The following is a 21,054-nucleotide window of genomic DNA, read 5'->3' as shown; positions in this document are numbered from 1 at the left end:
TAATTTTTTGTTAAAGATGATATTATATAAAAAAATAAATCGAATATATCGATTTATCAATTTTCTGTGCGATTGCTTTGCTCCATTGGTAGAACTTTTATATAATTATTATAGAGAGAGAATAAATTAGAATCGAGGAAATTTCATGGGGAATACGAAAGACAAATCCAATAAAACCATGCTCTTAATTCGTGGAGTTATGGTAATAATTGGTGGGTTTATTGCAGCGTATGGATTAGAAGCAGTATTAATCCCGAATAATGTATCAGATGGTGGTGTGACAGGTCTTAGCATCGTAGGATCACAACTTTTTGGTATACCATTAGGCGTTCTTATTGCTATTTTAAATATACCGTTCATTTTTTTAGGATATAAACAAATAGGTAAAACCTTTGCAATGTACTCAGTTCTTGGTATTGTTTCCCTTGCTATTGGTACAGTTTGGATGCATCATATCCCAGCGATTATTGAGGGGGATACTCTACTAGTAACTGTTGTTGGTGGTATTATTCTCGGCTTTGGTATGGGTCTTGCACTTCGTAATGGTGGTGCCCTTGATGGTATTGATATGCTAGCTGTTTTGCTTTCTAAAAAATTACCCTTTGGGACAAGTGATTTAATCCTATTCTTAAATATGTTTGTCTTTATTGTTGTATCCTTTGTATTTGGGTTACAGGGGGCAATCCTATCCGGAATCGCATATTTCATTGCTTCAAAGGTCATTCATATTGTTGAAGAAGGTTTAAGTGGTTCAAAAACGTTTAAAATTATTACAAGTGAACCAGAAGAAATGGTTGAGGCAATTCGAGATCGATTAGGTCGTAGTGCTACATACAATATTGTACGTGGTGCCTATTCAAACGAAGAATTTAGAGAAATTACGTGTGTTATTAACCGTTTAGAAGAAAGTAAAATGAAAGAAATTATTCGTGACCTTGATCCATCGGCTTTCGTAACAGTTTATGATGTTGCTGAAGTAAGAGGCGGAAACTTTAAGAAGAACGATATACACTAAACTAAATTTTAATCGAGAGATCCGCGACTTCTTATTGGACAAGAAGTATCGCGGATTTTTTTGGGGTAGAGCGAACCGGATTAGTTTTTTCGTTAGTAGTATATCTCCGGTTTTTACAGTTCGCCGTCAATCATGTAAAATAGACCAATATGAAATTGTAAAAGGCGGAAAAAATCATGAAGAGAATCGAATCGACTCAAAACGCATTAGTGAAACATTGGAAAAAGCTTGTAACAATGCGAAAAGAACGTGAGAAAACAGGCGAGTTTTTAATTGAAGGGTTTCATTTAGTAGAAGAAGCTTTAAAAAACAAAGACCAAATCATTCAACTGATTGTTCGTGAAGGTGTAGATTTACCTTTACTATGGTCAATAGACAATGTAATGATTATAGAGGTTACGGATACGGTTGCTAAAGAAATTGCTGAAACGGAAACTTCCCAAGGAGTATTTGCCCATTGTAAACAATTGAACGTAACTGAAAATGACATGCAAAACTGGAACAAAGTATTGTTAGTGGATGCTGTACAGGATCCTGGCAATGTGGGAACGATGATTCGAACAGCTGATGCTGCTGGAATTGATGCAGTCATTTTAGGTAAAGGAAGTGCGGATGCATATAATCCAAAAACTGTTCGTGCAGCACAAGGTTCTCATTTCCATATCCCAGTTGTTCGTGGAGATTTATTAGAGTGGGTAGATCAGCTGCAAGATAAAGGGGTTCCAGTTTATGGAACGGCATTAGATGATGCGATTGGTTACACAGATGTTGAGAAATCTGATGCCTTTGCTGTGATAATGGGGAATGAAGGTAGTGGCATTCATCCACAATTACTCGATAAAACAGATCAAAACGTGATTATCCCTATTTTAGGACAAGCGGAATCTTTAAATGTTGCAGTAGCAACAGGAATTTTACTATATCAATTTATTAAAAAATAATTATTAGGACCAGATCGAGATGATTTGGTCCTTTTTGTATTCCATAATTTGTATTAAATGGTAAAATGAAAACATCAAAAATTTCAGGAGGCAGATATGGATTACATAATTTTAAGTCTAGCATTTTTATTGTTATTATACGGTATTATTAGAAATGCTGTAACAAGAGGTATTGATAACTCAAGACTAATCAAAGAGTTAAAAAATGAAATGACAGATTTAAAGAAACAGATAAAGAAAGTAGAAGAAACGAAAGAGGAAGAAATTCATTTGTTTGATAAAAAAATTTAGGTTGAATGAATATACTGATTAGTCATAAATGATGCACACGACGAATAAAGTAGGTACGAAGTGAAAAAAGGAGATGTGAATAGCTTGAAAAGTTTCCTAAAGAGCGCGGTTTATGAACATCGGTTTTGGCTTCAGGTATTAGGGGATCATTCGCGTTTTATTCACGATTCACTTTATCCTTCCGAAAAGTCGGATATTGAAAAAGCAACTTTTTTTATTCAACACTTTGATCAGTTACTAGCACAAGTAAATTCCCTTAACGATACAAATGTGATTTCATTTTCTCAACTTTGTGAGGACGCTGCAAACAAACTACGTACTTTTAAACTTTCCCTCATTAAAAAACATTTAACTGGAAATGCACGTATTCATTTAACGCCCACATTTATCAATCATATGGTGAACGAGTTAGAAGAATATTTACATGTTTTAAGCTATCTTAAACAAGGAAAAACTCCTCCTATTTTCCATGAGCTACATCATCATCTCATTTGGTTAGTGGATGCATCAGGTCATGCGAATGCAATAGATGCCCGAATGGATGGTGTTGAAAAAAGGTTGAAGGAAAAGAGTAGATTGTTTACGAAACACTTTGAACAGTTTTATTTAAAGGCTGTTGAATTAACTGGCTACTTAAGGACAAATATAAAAAAATTCCCAGCTTTACAGAAGTTTAACCATGATGTAGAGATTGAAATGGGACTATTCAAAACCTTCCTGCATGAACTAGAAGAAATGGAGCTAAGTGCTGAGGTACTAGGGACATTTACCGCATCGATGGCTGACCATATGTTAAGAGAAGAACAATACTATTTAACAAAGCTAGCTGAGTCTAAAAGTTAATAATGAAAATAAACCGTTTGGAAGAAATAAGCCAAACGGTTTTCTTTATTTTAATTGATCGAAAGGTCCGCCCCTAATACACCTACTATTTGTTCACCATCAAGGATTGGGTAGGATAATGTAATACAGTGCTTTTTGGTCACTGCAGAAATATACGGATCAGAAATGTATTCTTTTCCCTTCGAAGCTTCTATAAACCAAGGTCGCATTTTTGCATTGACAAGTGCAGCTGCTGGATTGGAATAAACAAATGTACCATCCAATCGATTTGTCCATACTGCCTCTAATTGTTTATTCTCTACTAAAATAGCATCTAAAACTTGACGATGCACCGACATATCCATTGATAAAAGTTTATCTGATTGAACTTGTTTAGATAGCGTTTGTTTCATCCTTCCAACTAACATTTTATCTATCTCAATATTATCTAGGTTTTGTTTTACAAGAGATTGTAACTCTTCGGAAGTGGCAGTTAGTGTATGATTGATGGAACGCATTTCTTCAACGTTCGTATGCTGGTTGTCCAAGGCGAAGGTTACTTGATCCACATATTCTTTATTTTCAATAGCCATTTGTGAAATTTCTTGAAGTAAGGTTGAGATTTCTTGTAGGCTATCTCTTTGATCGACGACGGCCTCAGAAGATTCTTGAACCATTTTTGTAATGTCAGCTAAATTTGATTTAAATCCATTAATAGATTGAAGAATTTTTTTCATTTCATTAGAGCCTTCTTCAACCTGAGTTGTTTCTATCTTCACCATTTCAGTAGAAGTGTTTATTTCTTTTTGAATTAAATTAATTGTTTCTCTAGTTTCATCAACAGCTTGAGAAGTTTGATTTGCAAGATTACCAACTTCATTTGCGACTACTGAAAATCCCTTTCCATGTTCGCCGGCTCTCGCTGCTTCGATAGAGGCGTTCAAGGCTAAGATCTTTGTTTTTTGAGAAATCGAACCGATTGTATGAACAATATCATGAATTTTATTTGAATGATCAACCAATTGATTCATTTGTTCTAGTAGCGAATAATGACTATTTCGTATGTTTTCAAATTTGTTTAATAATAGTTGGAATGAATCAAAAGAATGATGTAGTTCTTCATTGGATGTTTGGCTATTTGATAGTATTTCTTGTGAGAAAGCAGAGATGTGGAGAGCAGATGATTCGATTTCTTTCATTTTTTCTGCAACTTGAAGTGAATAATTTGCAGTTTTTTCACTATGCGACATTAATTTATTCGTCTTTTCTTTACTCGTTGCACTTGTGTCTTTTAAAGCAATGGAGGTAAGATCCATTTGTTCTACGACACTTTTTAACTGATCGACAGCTACCTGAATTTGGCCATCTATATTAGTTGTAGGAGCTTGTTCTGAGGTTGACTCGGAAGCTAATTCTTTCCTTTTTTTTACGAATAACATAAAAACACCCCTCTTTATGTAATATTAATTAACATCATTATAAACTAAAAAATGACAAATTGTGCAAAAGTTCAAAAAATTTATTGTTAAATAATAATTAGAAGAATAATAACGATAAATGAAGGAAATTATAGGATTGTTAATTTGTGTAAAGATAGACGGGGAATGGTTACAACACCTTGAAACAATGAATAAAATATCGTAGAATGTATTCAGATTGTTTTTTAATACATCTTATAAATGCGCTTGAGCGAGAAGAGTAAATGTTCGATTAGCTAAAAGGGAATGCAAGCCGTTGACTGAAAGCTTGCATAGCATCAATGAATATTGAAGTTCACCTCGCAAGCAGCTTCCGGGACCAGCTAGTATGCTGTAAAGGAATGCCGGCAACATTGTCGTTATCGTAATGAAGTGATTGCAAATTTGCAATAACTAGGGTGGTACCGCGAATAATCCTCGTCCCTTTTTGGGGCGGGGTTTTTTATTTTGTTTTGAGAAGTGATGAAATGTGCGATCGAAGAATAGTGTGATAGGTCGATAAGGACACAAAAAGATCGATTCAATTGCGATGGGTCGATTCGGACACAAAATGTATCGATTCAGACACAAATTATATCGATTCGGACACAAAATAGATCGATATTGACACAAAATAGAGCGATTCAATCGTGATAATTCAAAACATATACCACCCAAAAGGTTCAATAACTAAGGAGGTTATAATTAATGGAACAACAACTAAAACAATTAGAGCAAGAAGCTTTAGCGAAAATTGAAGTGGCTTCGAACTTAAAAGAATTAAATGAAGTTCGTGTTGCTTATTTAGGGAAAAAAGGTCCAATTACAGATTTACTAAAAGGAATGGGGAAATTATCTCCAGAAGAACGTCCGAAAATGGGTGCTCTTGTAAATACTGTGCGTGAAAATGTGACAGAAAAATTAGAACAAAAAGTAGCTCAACTAGAGGAATTAGCAATTCAAGAGCAATTGGAAAAAGAAGCAATTGACGTAACATTACCAGGACGTCCTGTTCGCATAGGAAACCGTCACCCATTAACTCGTGTAGTTGAAGAGATTGAAGACCTATTTATTGCAATGGGGTATGAAGTAGCAGAAGGTCCAGAGGTTGAAAAAGATTACTTCAACTTTGAAGCATTAAACTTACCAAAAGGTCACCCAGCTCGTGATATGCAGGATACGTTCTATATTACAGAAGAAACTTTATTGCGTACACATACTTCCCCTGTTCAAGCTCGTACAATGCTTGAGAAAAATGGTGAACCGTTCCGCATTATTTGTCCAGGGAAAGTGTTCCGTCGTGATAATGATGATGCAACGCACTCTCATCAATTTATGCAAATTGAGGGTCTTGTTGTGGGAGAAAATATTCGTATGAGCGATTTAAAAGGAACGCTTAATACAATGGCGAAAAAAATGTTCGGTGAAGAGCGTGAAATTCGCTTGCGCCCAAGCTTTTTCCCATTCACTGAACCATCAGTAGAAATGGATATTTCTTGCTTTAAGTGCGGAGGATCAGGCTGTAACGTATGTAAACATACTGGCTGGATTGAAATTTTAGGAGCTGGTATGGTACATCCAAACGTTCTTGAAATGGGTGGCTATGATCCGAAGAAATATTCAGGCTTTGCATTCGGTATGGGTGTTGAGCGTATTGCGATGTTGAAATACGGTGTGGAAGATATTCGTCATTTCTATACAAATGACAATCGATTCGTATCACAATTCCATCGTACAGAAGGGTAAGGGGGTAAAATAATGTTAGTATCATTAAATTGGTTAAAACAATATGTAGATATAAAAGACTTAGCACCAGAAGATTTAGCAGAAAAAATTACACGCTCAGGTATTGAAGTAGATGCTGTCATCGACCGTTCTCAAGGAATGACGAATGTAGTTGTAGGTTACGTTGTTTCGAAGGAAAAGCATCCAGATGCAGATAAATTAAACATTTGCCAAGTAGAAGTTGGCGAAGGCGATGTTCGTCAAATTATTTGTGGCGCACCAAATGTTGATCAAGGACAAAAAGTAATCGTTGCATTACCAGGTGCTCGCTTACCTGGTGGCGTTAAAATTAAAAAAGCAAAGATGCGCGGTCAAGAATCAAACGGTATGATTTGCTCACTGCAAGAGCTTGGGATTGAAGGTCGTGTTGTACCGAAAGCATATGCTGATGGCATATACGTTTTACCAGAAGATGCAACACCAGGCAGTGATGCATTAGAATTAATCGGCTTACGCGATATCGTTCTTGAACTTGGATTAACGCCAAACCGTTCCGATGCATTATCAATGTTAGGTGTTGCTTATGAGGTTGCAGCGATTTTATCAGAAGAAGTAAAACTTCCAGAAATCAAATATGAAACTTCATACGAAAAAGCAGATGACTATATTCAAGTGCGTACAGATGCACCAGATTTAAATCCATTATATGCAGCGAAAGTAGTGAAAAATGTAAAAATCGCTGAATCACCACTTTGGTTACAAAATTATTTAATGGCTGCTGGCGTGCGCCCTCACAATAATGTTGTGGATATTACGAACTACATTCTTATGGAATATGGTCAACCGCTTCACGCCTTTGATTACGATGCGCTAAACTCAAAAGAAATCGTTGTTCGTTTAGCAAATGAAGGAGAAAAAATCGTTACTCTAGACGATCAAGAACGTACTTTAAAAGCGCATAACTTGGTTATTACAAATGGTAAAGAACCAGTTGCAATTGCAGGTGTTATGGGCGGTGCAAATTCTGAAGTAACAGAATCAACAACTACTGTAGTTATTGAAGCTGCATATTTTGATGGACTCTCTGTTCGCCGTACTTCGAAGGAACTAGGTTTACGTTCTGATGCTTCTGCTCGTTTTGAAAAAGGTGTAGATCCAAATCGCGTCCTTCCAGCAGCAGAACGTGCTGCACAATTACTCGCTGAAATTGCTGGTGGTGAAGCATTAGAAGGTACTGTAATGGTTGATGAATTGGACAAAACACCAGCACGTGTTGTCGTTTCTCCTGATTTCATTAACGCAAGACTTGGTATGAAGATATCTTTGGAAGATATGCTTTCAATTTTAAATCGTTTAAAATTTGACGTTGAAGCTGCAAATGGTTTATTGATTATTGATGCACCAACAAGACGCCAAGATATTAAAATTGAAGAAGATATCGTAGAAGAAGTTGCAAGACTTTATGGATACGATGAAATTCCGATGACTTTACCAGAAGGCAATGAGACTGTTGGTGGTTTAACACCATACCAAGCAAAACGTCGTATAGTACGTAGCTTTGTAGAAGGAGCGGGCTTGCTTCAAGCAGTTACGTATTCTTTAACTTCAGAGGAATTATCTCAAAAATTTGCGTTAAAAGTAGAAGAAACAACAAAACTATTAATGCCAATGAGCGAGGAACGTACTACATTACGTCAAAGTTTAATTCCGCATTTAGTTGAATCTGCAAGCTACAATATTGCACGTAAAGCAGATTCTGTAGGACTATATGAAATTGGCTCAGTTTTCCTTGGTCAGACGGATGAAGGTCTTCCATATGAAGAGGAGCATCTTGCGCTTATTTTAACTGGAAAATGGTTAGATCACTCATGGCAAGGTGAAAAACGCAACGTTGATTTCTTTGTTGCAAAAGGTATTGTTGAAGGTTTATTTGATAAATTAGGTTTAGTTGATCGCGTATCATTTGAAAAAGGTGCTGTGGATGGTTTACACCCAGGCCAAACAGCAATCATAAAATTAGATGGAGAAAAAATCGGAATTATCGGTGGACTTCATCCAGCTGAGCGTAAGAAAGTTGATTTAAAAGAAACATATGTAGCTGAATTGAATTTATATGCAATTTTACAAGCTACAACAGAAGCGCTTGTTTATACACCAGTACCACGTTTCCCAATGATAACACGTGATATTGCTTTAGAGTTAGAACGTACAACGCCAGCAGGAGAAATCGAAAGTATTATCCGCAATGCCGGTACGAAGTTATTAAAAGACGTAAAGGTATTTGACGTTTACCAAGGTGATAAAATTGAAGCTGGTAAGAAATCAGTAGCCTTCACGTTAACATACTTCGATCCAGAACGTACGTTAACAGATGAAGATGTATCAAATGCACACGATAAAGTGTTAAAAGCTTTAGCTGAAGCTGGTGCAGAAGTGAGATAGATTGTTGAGGTTCGCACATAAAATCGCAGAACCCGCACTTAAACTTCGCAAAATCGAACAAAATCTCGTGAACCCGCACATATCAACCTCATCACATAAAAAGGAGTTGCCATTTATTCTGGCAACTCCTCTTTTTTCGGTTTGGATAAACCAACAAACCCACCGATCAATCGTAAGCCCGTACTCAAATAACGCATATTTTCTAATCGCACCTCTCGGTACTATAAAGGTATCAATTCAAGGGAGGTGCTTTTTATGTCAACAGACAAAGTATCAATCGTTCCAGTCAAATTGGAAACGACTTCAAATACAACTACTTCAGCTGGTCGTGGACCAGCAAAACCTATTTGCGTTATTCAAGCAAATCATCTAAAAATCTCCTTCTTCCCTGACGTTAAGAACTACGTCATCCAAACGGTTATTAGGGAGTTGCGTAATTATGATTCATGATTTTACAAAGGTGAAAAATATCTATATTATTTGTGGTCGTACGGATATGAGAAAAGGCATTGATGGATTAGCAACGCTTATACAGGATACATTTCAACTTGATCCATATAGCGATGCAGTTTTTCTTTTCTCTGGATGGAGTCGTGATCGGTATAAATGTTTATATTTCGATGGTGACGGATTCGCATTATTATATAAACGTATTGATAATGGAAAGCTACAATGGCCAAAAAATGAAGCAGAAGTTCAAAACTTAACACAACAGGAATTGCGTTGGTTACTAGAAGGACTATCCATAGCACAACCAAAAGCAATAGCTAAATCTTCAAAAGGCATCTTTTAGACAATACATTTCAGATGGTATAATCATTCATAGATAAACTGTACTGAAATGTGGTGAATGAGATGAGTAATAAGAATTCAACTGAAAAATTAATTACGTTACTAGAGAATCAAATAGCTATTATGAAACAACAAAATGAAGAGCTTTCTAAAAAGTTAGATCAATCATTGGCTCAAAACAAATACTTATCAGAACAAATTCACCATTTAACAAAAACATTATATGGATCAAAGTCAGAAAAATCGAAATATCAAGCTCCAGATGGGCAGTGTTCTTTATTCGAGGATGACCCGTCTTTTAGCGATTCTGAGCACACAGATGAACAAAGCACGGAGAGTGTTAGCTATACAGTTATACGTAAAATCAAAAATAAAAAGCGCAATGATTCATTTAAGGAAGATGTAGAAATTGAAGAAGTTCATCATCATCCTTCGGACCTTCAATGTGACTGTTGTCAGAGTAATATGCATGAAATCGGCAGCACTATTGTTCGTGAAGAAGCCAAGTTTATTCCAGCGAAGATGGTTCGTGTTCAGCATATAGAGCATGCCTATGAGTGCAAGCGATGTAAAAAAGACTCGACACAGAACGCACAAATTAAACGTGGCAAAGCGCCAATGGCGGTCATTCCTCGCAGCATCGCAGGACCAACTGTGTTGGCGAAATTAATTTATGATAAGTTCATTCAATATTTACCACTATATCGCCAAGTAAAAGAATGGGAGCGTTCAGGGTTACTAACGAATGATAAAAACTTATCCAACTGGGTAATTCGTGTAGCAGAAGAATGGCTTTTACCAATCTATGACCGGATGAAGGAGGTACTCCTTTCCAAGTCGATTCTCCATATTGATGAAACTTACGCCCAAATCTTAAATAGATCGGACGGGAAACCAGGTCAATCGAATGCATACAACTGGGTATTTAAAACCGTTCCATCACAAGGTCCGGTTATTGTACTTTTCCAAAGTGCATTATCTAGAGGTCGTACTGTGTTGGAAGAATTCACAACAAACTTCAGAGGAACCGTCATTTGCGATGGCTATTCGGCATACGGTAAATTACCAAATATCACATTCGCAAACTGTTGGGCTCATGTTCGGCGATACTGGTTAAAAGCTGACAGTAAGAATGGACGGATTGGCGTTGGTTATTGTGATCAGTTGTATAAGTTAGAGAGCCAATTTAAAAAGTGTTCATCAAGCAAACGCCGAAAATTGCGAAACAAATATTCAAAACCCATAGTTGAGAAATTCCTGAAATGGGTTGAAGAATCGCCATTCTATGGGAAGAATGCTCTGGCAAAAGCAGCGGAATATACGTTGAATCGAGTGCAGGAATTAAAAGCATTCCTACAGGATGGGCGCATTGAAATAGATAATAACCCAGCTGAAAATGCAATTCGGCCAACTGTAATTGGGAGAAAAAATTGGCTTTTCTCTGTCAGTGAGGCTGGCGCAAAGGCAAATGCGGTCTGTTTAAGTTTAGCGGAAACTGCTAAAGCAAACGGCATTGATTTTTATCAATACCTAGTGAAGGTATTGACAGATCTCCCAAACTTACCGATTCATAATCAACCGGAAATTTTACATAACTACATGCCTTGGTCAAAAGCGATCCAATCTACATGTGTAAAATAATGCCTACAATCCAAAAATGAGTTAGATTGTAGGCTATTCGTCATGCATACCTTTCGGTATGCATTTTTATCTATTTCGGGCTTACGATCAATCCACTGATTGTATGAACTAATCCAAATGTATAAAAATTAAAGAATACATGATTCGTATATTGATTCAGTAGGGGGAATCCATAAATTTTTGAATTTGGATCTGTCGTTGGCCCACCTAAAGATTCAATAATGTCATTCTTATATCCATTGGCGAAATAGATAAAAATTCCGATCAAAATAATACCACTTACCAATGCAAAAATGCGATTCAGTTTGTCCTTTGCATTTCGTGAAAGCTCGGAGAAATATCGATATGTTGTAAATAAGCTTAGTAACAAGAAGGGAAGAACTAGTGCTATTCCAATTGCTCCAGAATTCCCACTACCAGATACGCCCTCAGGTTGAATTGTGAAAAAATGCTCTATAATAATAAATCCCAAAAGAGAGATTCCTAAACTAATTAGCCAACTTAATCTTAACAAAAAATTCACCCTTTCTACCCTTTAACTATACATGTCAAAAACTATCGATTCAATGAACAGTTTAACTTATAGATGAAGTTCTAATAATTGACATATATAATGAAGGAGACGATCCAATTCAATTTACATGAAAAGGGGAAATGAGTATGTTACACAAAGAGGATACAGTATTAGTATTGATTGATATTCAAGGGAAACTTGCACGAATAGTTGATAAGAGTGAATTTGTCATTCAAAACATCGCAAATGTAGTGCAAGGAGCGAAAGTGTTAGGATTACCGATTTTATGGCTAGAGCAGTATCCAAAAGGGCTTGGTCCAACTGTTGAGGAAATTGCACAACATTTAGATGGTCAACAACCAATTGAAAAAATTACGTTTAGTGCATATGATACGCCTGAATTTGTAGAACAACTCGAAGCAACAGGACGTAAAAAAGTATTGCTTGCAGGAATTGAAACACATATTTGCGTATATCAAACAGCAGCTCAATTACTTTTTAAAGGTTACGAAGTTGAAGTGTTAGCTGATTGTGTATCATCTAGGACTTCTTTAAGTAGTGAAATTGGTCTTCAAAAGATGGTGCAGATTGGAGCAAAAGTGTCAACAGTAGAAATGGCACTATTTGAAATGCAACAAATTGCTAAAGGTGATGAATTTAAATCCATTAGTAAAATTATTAAGTAATATAATTGAAAAATAGACTTGTATTTGTTAAAGAGAAAGCGAAATTTACTTGCTTTCTCTCTTTTTTTTCCAAAAAATTTATATAAAACATGGAAAATAGTATTGTGTTTTGGAAAAAACAAAAAATATTTTTATGTATTTTCAAATTCTATTTTACAAAGATGACAACTAAAGAACTATTGATGCGGCAAATTTTAAGACTGAAAGTAATTTTTATGTAATGATTACGCAACAATCGTGCCAAAATTTTTGCAATGAATTCAGTAGTAGACTGCTATTATCATAGAACTATACCAAATAGAGAGGATTGATTAGATGTTTAAGAACTTGAAAAAAGGAGCAATTGCTTCTGTTTTATCGTTATCATTACTTATTCCAGTAACAGCTTTAGCAGCTGGTTCATCATATACAGTAGTAAAAGGTGATTCACTTTGGAAAATCGCAGTAAAAACAGAAACAGGTGTACAAGAATTAATTAATTCAAATCCACAATTACAAAATCCGAATTTAATTTATCCAGGACAAAAAATTAACATTCCAACACAAGAAGGAGTGGCTTATGAACAAGAAGTTATTCGTCTTGTAAACGTTGAGCGTGCAAATGCAGGGTTATCAGCATTAAAATATGATTGGGAGCTATCAAGAGTAGCTGAGCATAAATCTCAGGATATGGCTAACAAAAATTACTTCAGTCACACAAGTCCGACGTATGGATCTCCATTCGACATGATGAAAGCATATGGAATTAACTACAGTGCTGCTGGAGAAAATATTGCAAAAGGGCAAAGATCTCCTCAAGAAGTAGTCAATGCATGGATGAATAGTTCAGGTCACCGCGCAAATATTTTAAACTCTAGCTATACGCATATTGGTGTAGGTTTTGTTGAGGACGGTAACATCTGGACACAAATGTTTATAAAAAAATAATAAGTAATGATCAAAGTCGGAGGGTATGAGATATATGCTTTCCGGCTTTTTAGGTGCATGAATTGCATGCGCGGTTATGGGATATTTTTTAGAATAATGGAGTATGTGAAATTGTCATGGACGATGTATTCTATTCTTTCGAGTATTGCGTTTCCGAATGAAAAATGCTGCAATTGTTATGGAAGCACCTCCAAATACAGAGTAAAATGTAAATTGCTCCATTAAATTGTGATGACCTTGGCTCCTTAGATAACCATTTGTGAAAACGGAACCCACACAAATTATAAAACCTAGCCATTCAATAATTTTTAACATTGAATTCCCCTCCTCTATAACTATATACAATTATCAAAACATATTGGATATTAGTAAATTCAAAAACATAATCAGTTTTGAGTATATAACAAATTAGCTTTAAATGGCTAATTTACTTTAAATAGGAAACTAAAGGGTGCTATAATTAATATGAGAAGTAAATTTTCTTTGAAAATCTATTATAAAGAAAAATATTTAGGAGAATTAAAATGTCTGGTACGCGGTTTAATGTAGGAGATATAATTGCAACTTCGATTACTTTAGGATTAGTAGTTGTTCTTATTGTATTAATTATTAAAATTTATAGTTATTTCAAACTAACTAAACAAAATAACGTAGAAAGATTGCAACTAGAAAAAGAAAGAACACAAATTTTGCAAAATGGAATGGACGAGATGAAAGAACGTTTAGAAACTATTGAAAGAAAATTAAATAATAAATCATAAAAAAGCTTCAAAGTCTATTTTCAACTGACTTTGAAGCTTTTCACAATGTTATCCTCGCTTTATTTTCACTAATACTTTAGCCTTCTCAGTATTGGCAAAGTGCCATTTTGAAATTGAACGTAAATATTCTTCTCCTCGTTCAATCCAAATACGGGCTGCCATTTCATCGACTTTTCCACTAGCACCCTTTTGAAGGGGATACCCGATTTCTTTGCTTAAACGATCCATTTCCTTTAAAAATGCATATCGGGCTAAAATCGAGGCTGCGGCAACAGAGACATGCAGCTGTTCGGCTTTAGTTGAGAACAATACCTTTTCACGAACAATGGTTTTTGTATTTTGCAAATATTTATAATAAGTATTCCGCTCTGCAAATTGATCAATGAGAATAAAGTCAGGATTTTCAGGTGCGATTTTATCTAAAACATGTTTTAATGCTTGGTTGTGTAGCATCGCTTTAATCTTCCCTTGAGAATAGCCGGAACCTTGAATCTCATTATATTTTTCATTGCGTAAAGTTAAAATACTATGAATACAAGAATTCATTATATCTGGTGCGATCTCCATCATTTTCGCATCCGTTAACATTTTTGAATCTTTTGCACCTAGTTCATTGATTAAATCAATTTTATCCTTCGGAACATAAACTGCTGCAACTGTAACAGGTCCGAAATAATCTCCTGTGCCTGTTTCATCTGAACCGATAACCGACATTTGCTGAAAGTTATCTGGAAGTTTATCTCCCTTTGTTTTGATTGAAGTAGCTCCATTTTGATTTGTGGACGATTTATCGACAACTGTACCGAACCGGCTCGCTTCACGGCTTGCACCATCCCCTTGAAACATAACCTTTCCCGATGAATAAACTGTAATTGCAGCATCTGGAAGCTTTGCTGCAAAGACAACGCCGGGCGCTTTTCTTTCAACTTTATTGGAAGCATAATGAGACTTTACTTTATTTTGGTCTTCAGCAGAAAGCTTTAACACGATATTATTCGACATAGCTCTATTTCCTTTCATGAAAGACATACCTTTCAAACAATGCGATCAATCTATTTTATCTTATTGTAATCAACAACCCTTCGTTATGGAAGAAAAGTGTGCAGTGGGCTCATTCTTCATATGTATTACAATATTAATAGTAGAATCCATGACAGCCTACTAGTATTGTTGCTATTATTAGCTATAAAGAATAGCGAAGTTGCTAGCTACCTATTGGAAATGTTATGATATGTATTATAAATTTTTCTAATAATTTTACTAGAAAAAGATTCATGTTAAGCTTTGTGATAATTAGTTTATGCTTAACGGTACGCAATGTATCTCAAATTCATCATGGATAGCTTTATTTCTTTATAAATACTGTAGTTGCTTACGCTTTGTGGGAGGTATCTCTTTTGGCTGAACAGGAAAAAAATCGAATATCGGTGGAAATATATGGTCATACTTATAAAATGGTAGGAACTGAGTCTACTGGGCATATGCGATTAGTAGCGTCAATAGTAGATGATAAAATGCGAGAAATTAGTGTTCTTAATCCAACGCTTGACAGTGGCAAGCTTGCGGTACTAACAGCAGTAAACACTGTTAATGAAATGCTTAAGCTAAGAGAAGAAGTTGAGAGGTTAGAAAACGAATTAAGAAAACTAAAGGATTGAATGGTATGCTAGATTTAATTTTAATAATTATATTTATTGCTAGTTTAATGGTTGGAATAAGACGAGGATTTGTCGTTGAAGCAATTCATCTTGCAAGCTTTTTTATTGCACTTTTAGTAGCTTATATTTTTTATAAACCGCTTGCAGATAACTTTGTTTTTTGGATTCCGTATCCAGGAATAAGTGCTGATAGTTCCACAACCCTAATGCTAGATATGATCGATGTTGATCAAACCTTCTATCGAATTGTTGCATTTGCGGTAATTTTCTTTGCTACAAAGATACTTTTACAAATTGTTGCAACTATATTTGACTTTTTAACATATCTACCTATTTTAAAATCGGTTAACCGACTTTTAGGTGCAGCGCTATGTTTTGTTGAATTTTATCTTGTGACGTTTATTGTGCTGTATGTATTAGCATTGTTACCAATTGATACGATTCAAAATCTTTTAGGTGGATCGTTTATTTCTGGATTAATGCTAGAACATACGCCGATTGTAACAAGCATATTCCAAAACTGGTGGTATATTTACACAAACTAATCATGAAATAATTACTTCTCTCACCATTGGGAGAAGTTTTTTCAATGAAGACGGCTAATTACTATAATCCATTCAAGTGGAGGTTTATTATGAATAAAAAAATTATTATTAAAACGTTAGAAAAAATAGCATTATACCTAGAACTTCAAGGGGAGAATCCTTTTAAAGTTTCAGCATTTCGAAAGGCGGCTGCAGCATTAGAGGGAGATCAAAGAAGTCTAAATGAAATGGAAGATATTACGCAAATTAAAGGGATTGGTAAAGGAACAGCAGCTGTTATAAACGAGCTTATAGAAACAGGTGAATCGACTCAATTAAAAGAGTTGGAAGAAAAGACACCAAAAGGACTAGTGCCGCTTATGAAACTACCTGGACTAGGCGGAAAAAAACTTGCAAAACTTTATCAAGAACTAGGGATTGATAGCGTTGAAAGCTTGCGTGCCGCATGTTTAGCGAAAGAGGTCCAAAAATTAGCTGGCTTTGGTGCAAAAACAGAAGAAAAGATTTTAAAAGAGCTTGAGCACTTAGGTGAACGTAGTGAAAGACATCCAATCTGGCAACTTGAGATGATAGTAATTGAAATCAATGAACTACTAAGTAATATAAAAGAAGTGCAAAAATACTCTGTTGCAGGTAGCTTCCGTCGAGTAAATGAGACAAGCAAGGATTTAGATTTCATCGTAGCGACAGATTTAAGGGAAAAAGTAAAAGAACGATTATTAACAGACCTAGCTATTCAGGAAGTTGTTGCTGATGGAGATACAAAGGTTTCTATCGTTCTTGATATAGACGATCCAGTTAACGTAGATTTTCGACTTGTTACCCTTGATGAATATGCAACATGTTTACACCATTTTACAGGGTCCAAAGATCATAACGTAAAAATGAGACAGCTAGCAAAACAACAAGGTAAAAAAATTAGTGAGTATGGTGTGGAGCAGCCAGATGGTACTGTGCAAACATTTAAATCTGAAGAAGAGTTTTTTGCCCATTTCGACTTACCATTTATTCCACCGACCATTCGGGAAAATGGTCAAGAGCTAGAACGACTTGATGAAATATCACAATTAGTTACTTTAGATGATATTGTGACAGACCTCCATATGCATACGACTTGGTCTGACGGTGCACACTCAATTCAAGAGATGGGAAAAGCTCTCATTGAACGTGGATATACTCATGGCGTCATTACGGATCATTCGCAATTTTTAAAGGTGGCAAATGGTTTAACACCAGAGCGACTTTTAAGACAACGACAAGAGATTTATGCATTCAATGATGATCATCCACAATTTAGATTATATGCAGGAACTGAAATGGACATATTGCCAAATGGATCATTAGATTTTGATAATGATGTTTTAAAATCGCTTGATTTCGTCATTGCATCCATCCATTCAAGCTTTACACAATCACAAGACAAAATTATGGAACGATTATGGACAGCGATTCAAAATCCATACGTTCATATGATTGCCCATCCTACAGGAAGAGTGATTGGGGAACGTGATGGGTATAATCCAGATATCCCTCAATTAATTAAATGGGCATCGGAATATGGTAAAATTTTAGAATTGAATGCTAATCCATATCGCCTTGACCTATGTGTTGAACATTTAAAGCTGGCGATGGAATACAATGTTCCTATTGCGATTAATACAGATGCCCATGCAATTGATCAATTACGTTTTATGGATGTAGGCACAAAATATGCCCAAAAAGCTTGGGTGAAAAAGGAATTAGTTGTTAATACATGGTCAACAGAAAAATTTGAAACCTTTATCCGCAAAAACAAGTAGATGAAATTGTGGAATTTGAAACTAGACAGGAGAGTGTTTGCTAGTGATCGCACAACGAGCATTGAAAACACTAGAATATGATAAAATTAGGGAACAAGTTGCTAATTTCTGTACTTCTTCTATTGGGAAGACACAAATTGAGCAACTCATTCCGGAAACTGATTATGAAAAGGTAGTAGAACTACTAGAAGAAATGGATGAAGGCCTATCAATCCTCCGTGTTAAAGGGAATGTTCCGATGGGCGGAATATTTGATATTCGCGCTTCTGCCAAAAGATCGCAAATTGGTGGAATGCTAAGTAGTAGCGAATTAATGGAAATTGCTAGCACAATACGAGCAAGTCGGATTCTTCGAAATTTTATTGAATCAATTGAAGAAGAAGAGGATATTAAAATTCCACATTTCATTGAAAGAAAAGAGCAAATGCCTATCCTAACGGCATTGCAACATGAAATCAATGATTGTATTGATGACAATGGAGCCGTATTAGATTCGGCTAGTGTTACATTACGCTCGATTCGTCAATCTCTTCGTTCAGAGGAAGCAAAGGTTCGTTCTAAGCTAGAAAGCCTTATACGAGGATCAAATGCATCGAAAATGCTATCAGATGCAATCATCACAATTCGTAACGAACGATTCGTAATACCAGTTAAACAAGAATACCGTGCTCATTATGGTGGAATTGTTCATGATCAGTCATCATCAGGTCAAACATTATTTATTGAACCTGAGTCAATTGTTCAATTAAATAATGAAATTGGCCGTTTGAAAGTGAAGGAACAGGTTGAAATCGAACGTATTTTATTAGAGCTATCTTCAAAAGTCCAAGAAGTAAGCCATGAATTATTCATCCTAATTCATATATTAGGGGACATTGATGTCATATTAGCAAAAGCAAAATATGGTCAAGCAAATAAATGTACAAAGCCAAAAATGAACGATGAAGGTTATATTCGACTAGTCCGAGCGAGACATCCATTAATTTCAATCGATGAAGCAGTACCAAATACGATTGAATTTGGTCATGATATTACGGCAATTGTTATTACTGGACCGAATACAGGTGGTAAAACGGTTACTTTAAAAACGGTCGGACTATGTACATTAATGGCACAGGCAGGAATTCCTGTACCAGCATTAGATGGTTCAGAGCTTGCTGTTTTTGACCAGTTGTTTGCAGATATTGGTGATGAACAATCGATCGAGCAATCATTATCAACCTTTTCGTCCCACATGGTGAATATTGTTGATATTCTAAGTAAAGTTGATGAACATTCCCTTGTGTTATTTGATGAATTAGGTGCAGGAACCGATCCACAGGAAGGAGCGGCTCTTGCCATTTCAATACTGGATGAAGTCATCGATTGTGGTGCGCGTGTTATGGCTACAACCCATTACCCAGAATTAAAAGCATATGGCTATAATCGCCCTAGTGTTGTAAATGCAAGTGTAGAGTTTGATGTGGAGACACTTAGTCCTACATACCGATTACTAATCGGAGTACCGGGTCGTTCTAACGCGTTTGAAATATCAAAACGCCTTGGCTTAAAAGAATCCATTATCAATAAGGCTCGAGGTTATACGGGAACTGACCGTCATGAAGTAGAGTCAATGATTGCTTCCTTAGAAGAATCAAGACTACGCTCTGAGAGAGAAGCTGATGAAGCCCATACGTTATTAGAAGAAGCCAATCATCTTCATAAAGAGCTAGAAGAAAAGCTCAAAACTTATGACGAGAAAAAAGAAAATCTAGAGAAAAAGGCAAAAGAAAAAGCAAGGAAAATTGTAGATGAAGCAAAAGCAGAAGCAGAAAAAATCATTGCTGAACTTCGTAAAATGAGAGAGGATGCTAGTCATGCGGTGAAAGAGCATGAATTAATTGAGGCGAGAAAACGTCTGGATGAAGTAGCTCCAATTGAAAATAAAGTGTTGAAAAAACAAGCTCAAATTAGAGAAAGAGCTCAAAATTTAAAAGTCGGCGATGAAGTAAAAGTACTTAGCTATGGTCAGAAAGGTACGCTTATTGAAAAAGCTGGAGACCATGAATGGGTCGTTCAAATTGGTATTTTAAAAATGAAGCTTGACGAGTCTGACTTACAATATGTTAAACCAGATAAGCAGCAACAAACCGTAACAATGACAAACGTGAAAAATCGAAATTCTCAAGTTAAGCTTGAATTAGATTTACGCGGAGAACGCTATGAAGATGCGATCCTTAAGACAGAGAAATATATCGATGATGCACTTTTAGCAAATTATCATCGTGTATCCATTATTCACGGAAAAGGTACAGGTGCTCTTCGTCAGGGAATACAAAACTATTTGAAGGGTCATAAAAGAGTTAAAACCTTCCGATATGGTGAAGCGGGCGAAGGTGGATTTGGTGTAACGGTTGTGGAGTTAAAATAATACGCATAAAAATGCCAATTTGAAGGGGGATGTTAATGTGCAAAGTTCGGGATTTTGGCATCATCCTGTTGTCGAGACTGCGGGATATTTCAGTGTTGTCGTGTTATGTTTAATCGTTTCAATGATATTATTTGAAATGGTCACAAAATATAAAAATTGGGAAGAAATCAAAAAGGGGAATGTAGCAGTTGCACTCGCAACAGGTGGTAAAATATTAGGTGTTTGCAATATTTTCAGATATTCAATTGAACGGCACTCATCATTGATTGAGATGCTTGGTTGGGGATTGTTTGGCTTTATCTTATTAATATTTGCATACTTATTATTTGAATTTTTAACACCACGCATCCCTGTAGATGAAGAAATAGCAAAAGATAATCGATCTGTTGGTTTTATATCCTTTACCATTTCAGTGGGTTTATCTTTTGTCATCGGTGCAAGTATTATTTAGGGGCGATAATATGGAAAAATTAGCAAAAGTACTTTTAGTAGTCTGTATCCTTTTTATCCTTGTAGGAGTTTATTATCTTGTAACTGCATAATATTCATTGTTAAATAAATTTATAATTATTTAAAAGCTAGTATGTGGAGAAATCTACCATTACTAGCTTTTTTATTTTGGGATAAT

21 protein-coding genes and 1 other annotated feature are annotated in these 21,054 nt (G+C 35.7%); of the genes, 17 read left to right on the top strand and 4 right to left on the bottom strand.

The features are described from left to right. Positions 1 to 145 precede the first annotated feature (145 nt). The 4 genes from CD30_RS06015 (at position 146) to CD30_RS06000 (ending at position 3,090) form a co-directional block, all read left to right on the top strand. Positions 146 to 1,015, top strand: coding sequence for a YitT family protein (locus CD30_RS06015; RefSeq protein WP_036173859.1), 870 nt, complete (start codon positions 146 to 148; stop codon positions 1,013 to 1,015). 176 nt (positions 1,016 to 1,191) lie between these two features. Then, positions 1,192 to 1,956: a TrmH family RNA methyltransferase gene (locus tag CD30_RS06010; protein ID WP_036173856.1), complete on the top strand. Its 765-nt coding sequence runs from the start codon at positions 1,192 to 1,194 to the stop codon at positions 1,954 to 1,956. Positions 1,957 to 2,052: 96 nt separating this feature from the next. Further along, positions 2,053 to 2,247: a hypothetical protein gene (locus CD30_RS06005; protein WP_036173853.1), complete on the top strand. Its 195-nt coding sequence runs from the start codon at positions 2,053 to 2,055 to the stop codon at positions 2,245 to 2,247. Between the two features lie 84 nt (positions 2,248 to 2,331). After that, entirely contained in the window at positions 2,332 to 3,090 is a 759-nt protein-coding gene (locus CD30_RS06000; protein WP_036173850.1) for a DUF2935 domain-containing protein, read from the top strand. Between the two features lie 50 nt (positions 3,091 to 3,140). Here CD30_RS06000 and CD30_RS05995 read toward each other — a convergent pair whose 3' ends face one another. Beyond that, a complete protein-coding gene (locus CD30_RS05995; RefSeq protein WP_036173847.1) occupies positions 3,141 to 4,508 on the bottom strand; it encodes a methyl-accepting chemotaxis protein in 1,368 nt (455 codons plus the stop codon). Between the two features lie 236 nt (positions 4,509 to 4,744). Next, positions 4,745 to 4,975 (top strand) — a binding site (T-box leader). Positions 4,976 to 5,234: 259 nt separating this feature from the next. Here CD30_RS05995 and pheS point away from each other — a divergent pair. The 5 genes from pheS (at position 5,235) to tnpC (ending at position 11,126) form a co-directional block, all read left to right on the top strand. Next, on the top strand, positions 5,235 to 6,272 hold the full coding sequence (gene pheS, locus CD30_RS05990; RefSeq protein WP_036173844.1) for a phenylalanine--tRNA ligase subunit alpha: 1,038 nt from the start codon (positions 5,235 to 5,237) through the stop codon (positions 6,270 to 6,272). Positions 6,273 to 6,284: 12 nt separating this feature from the next. Then, a complete protein-coding gene (gene pheT / locus CD30_RS05985; RefSeq protein WP_036173841.1) occupies positions 6,285 to 8,693 on the top strand; it encodes a phenylalanine--tRNA ligase subunit beta in 2,409 nt (802 codons plus the stop codon). Between the two features lie 255 nt (positions 8,694 to 8,948). Next, the gene (locus tag CD30_RS05980; RefSeq protein ID WP_036173838.1) at positions 8,949 to 9,143 is read left to right on the top strand and encodes a hypothetical protein; all 195 of its coding nucleotides are present in this window, start codon (positions 8,949 to 8,951) and stop codon (positions 9,141 to 9,143) included. Further along, positions 9,133 to 9,486: an IS66 family insertion sequence element accessory protein TnpB gene (gene tnpB / locus CD30_RS05975; protein WP_036173835.1), complete on the top strand. Its 354-nt coding sequence runs from the start codon at positions 9,133 to 9,135 to the stop codon at positions 9,484 to 9,486. The genes CD30_RS05980 and tnpB overlap by 11 nt, the downstream gene beginning before the upstream one ends. A 62-nt stretch (positions 9,487 to 9,548) precedes the next feature. After that, a complete protein-coding gene (gene tnpC / locus CD30_RS05970) occupies positions 9,549 to 11,126 on the top strand; it encodes an IS66 family transposase (RefSeq protein ID WP_088350728.1) in 1,578 nt (525 codons plus the stop codon). 70 nt (positions 11,127 to 11,196) lie between these two features. Here the strand turns inward: tnpC and CD30_RS05965 are convergent, their stop codons facing one another. Further along, positions 11,197 to 11,640, bottom strand: a complete 444-nt coding sequence (locus tag CD30_RS05965) for a hypothetical protein (protein WP_036173829.1) — start codon at positions 11,638 to 11,640, stop codon at positions 11,197 to 11,199. A 146-nt stretch (positions 11,641 to 11,786) separates the two neighbouring features. Between CD30_RS05965 and CD30_RS05960 the strand changes: the two genes are divergently transcribed. Together CD30_RS05960 and safA are read left to right on the top strand one after the other, a co-directional pair. Continuing rightward, on the top strand, positions 11,787 to 12,326 hold the full coding sequence (locus tag CD30_RS05960) for a hydrolase (RefSeq protein WP_036173826.1): 540 nt from the start codon (positions 11,787 to 11,789) through the stop codon (positions 12,324 to 12,326). A gap of 315 nt (positions 12,327 to 12,641) precedes the next feature. Further along, entirely contained in the window at positions 12,642 to 13,253 is a 612-nt protein-coding gene (gene safA / locus CD30_RS05955) for a SafA/ExsA family spore coat assembly protein (RefSeq protein ID WP_036173823.1), read from the top strand. 114 nt (positions 13,254 to 13,367) lie between these two features. Here the strand turns inward: safA and CD30_RS05950 are convergent, their stop codons facing one another. Further along, entirely contained in the window at positions 13,368 to 13,568 is a 201-nt protein-coding gene (locus tag CD30_RS05950) for a hypothetical protein (RefSeq protein WP_036173820.1), read from the bottom strand. A 209-nt stretch (positions 13,569 to 13,777) separates the two neighbouring features. Here CD30_RS05950 and CD30_RS05945 point away from each other — a divergent pair, with 209 nt between their 5' ends. Continuing rightward, entirely contained in the window at positions 13,778 to 14,014 is a 237-nt protein-coding gene (locus CD30_RS05945) for a hypothetical protein (protein ID WP_036173816.1), read from the top strand. A 48-nt stretch (positions 14,015 to 14,062) separates the two neighbouring features. On the opposite strand, the gene rnhC is transcribed toward CD30_RS05945, so the two are convergent. After that, positions 14,063 to 15,016: a ribonuclease HIII gene (gene rnhC, locus CD30_RS05940; protein WP_036173812.1), complete on the bottom strand. Its 954-nt coding sequence runs from the start codon at positions 15,014 to 15,016 to the stop codon at positions 14,063 to 14,065. Between the two features lie 395 nt (positions 15,017 to 15,411). Here rnhC and zapA point away from each other — a divergent pair, with 395 nt between their 5' ends. From zapA to CD30_RS05915, 5 genes are all read left to right on the top strand, one after another. Next, entirely contained in the window at positions 15,412 to 15,672 is a 261-nt protein-coding gene (gene zapA, locus CD30_RS05935; protein ID WP_036173809.1) for a cell division protein ZapA, read from the top strand. A 5-nt stretch (positions 15,673 to 15,677) separates the two neighbouring features. Continuing rightward, a complete protein-coding gene (locus CD30_RS05930; RefSeq protein WP_036174009.1) occupies positions 15,678 to 16,217 on the top strand; it encodes a CvpA family protein in 540 nt (179 codons plus the stop codon). An 89-nt stretch (positions 16,218 to 16,306) separates the two neighbouring features. Next, entirely contained in the window at positions 16,307 to 18,016 is a 1,710-nt protein-coding gene (gene polX / locus CD30_RS05925; RefSeq protein WP_036173806.1) for a DNA polymerase/3'-5' exonuclease PolX, read from the top strand. Between the two features lie 43 nt (positions 18,017 to 18,059). Beyond that, complete coding sequence (locus CD30_RS05920) at positions 18,060 to 20,426, top strand: endonuclease MutS2 (RefSeq protein ID WP_036173803.1); 2,367 nt, start codon at positions 18,060 to 18,062, stop codon at positions 20,424 to 20,426. 37 nt (positions 20,427 to 20,463) lie between these two features. Further along, a complete protein-coding gene (locus tag CD30_RS05915) occupies positions 20,464 to 20,877 on the top strand; it encodes a DUF350 domain-containing protein (RefSeq protein ID WP_036173800.1) in 414 nt (137 codons plus the stop codon). Positions 20,878 to 21,054 lie beyond the last annotated feature (177 nt).

Origin of the sequence: Ureibacillus massiliensis 4400831 = CIP 108448 = CCUG 49529, assembly GCF_000772965.1 — a bacterium.
In the GTDB taxonomy this organism is placed as follows: Bacteria; Bacillota; Bacilli; order Bacillales_A; family Planococcaceae; genus Ureibacillus; species Ureibacillus massiliensis.
The sequence above is the reverse complement of the archived record's forward strand: the minus strand, read 5'-3'. Positions and strand labels throughout refer to the sequence as shown.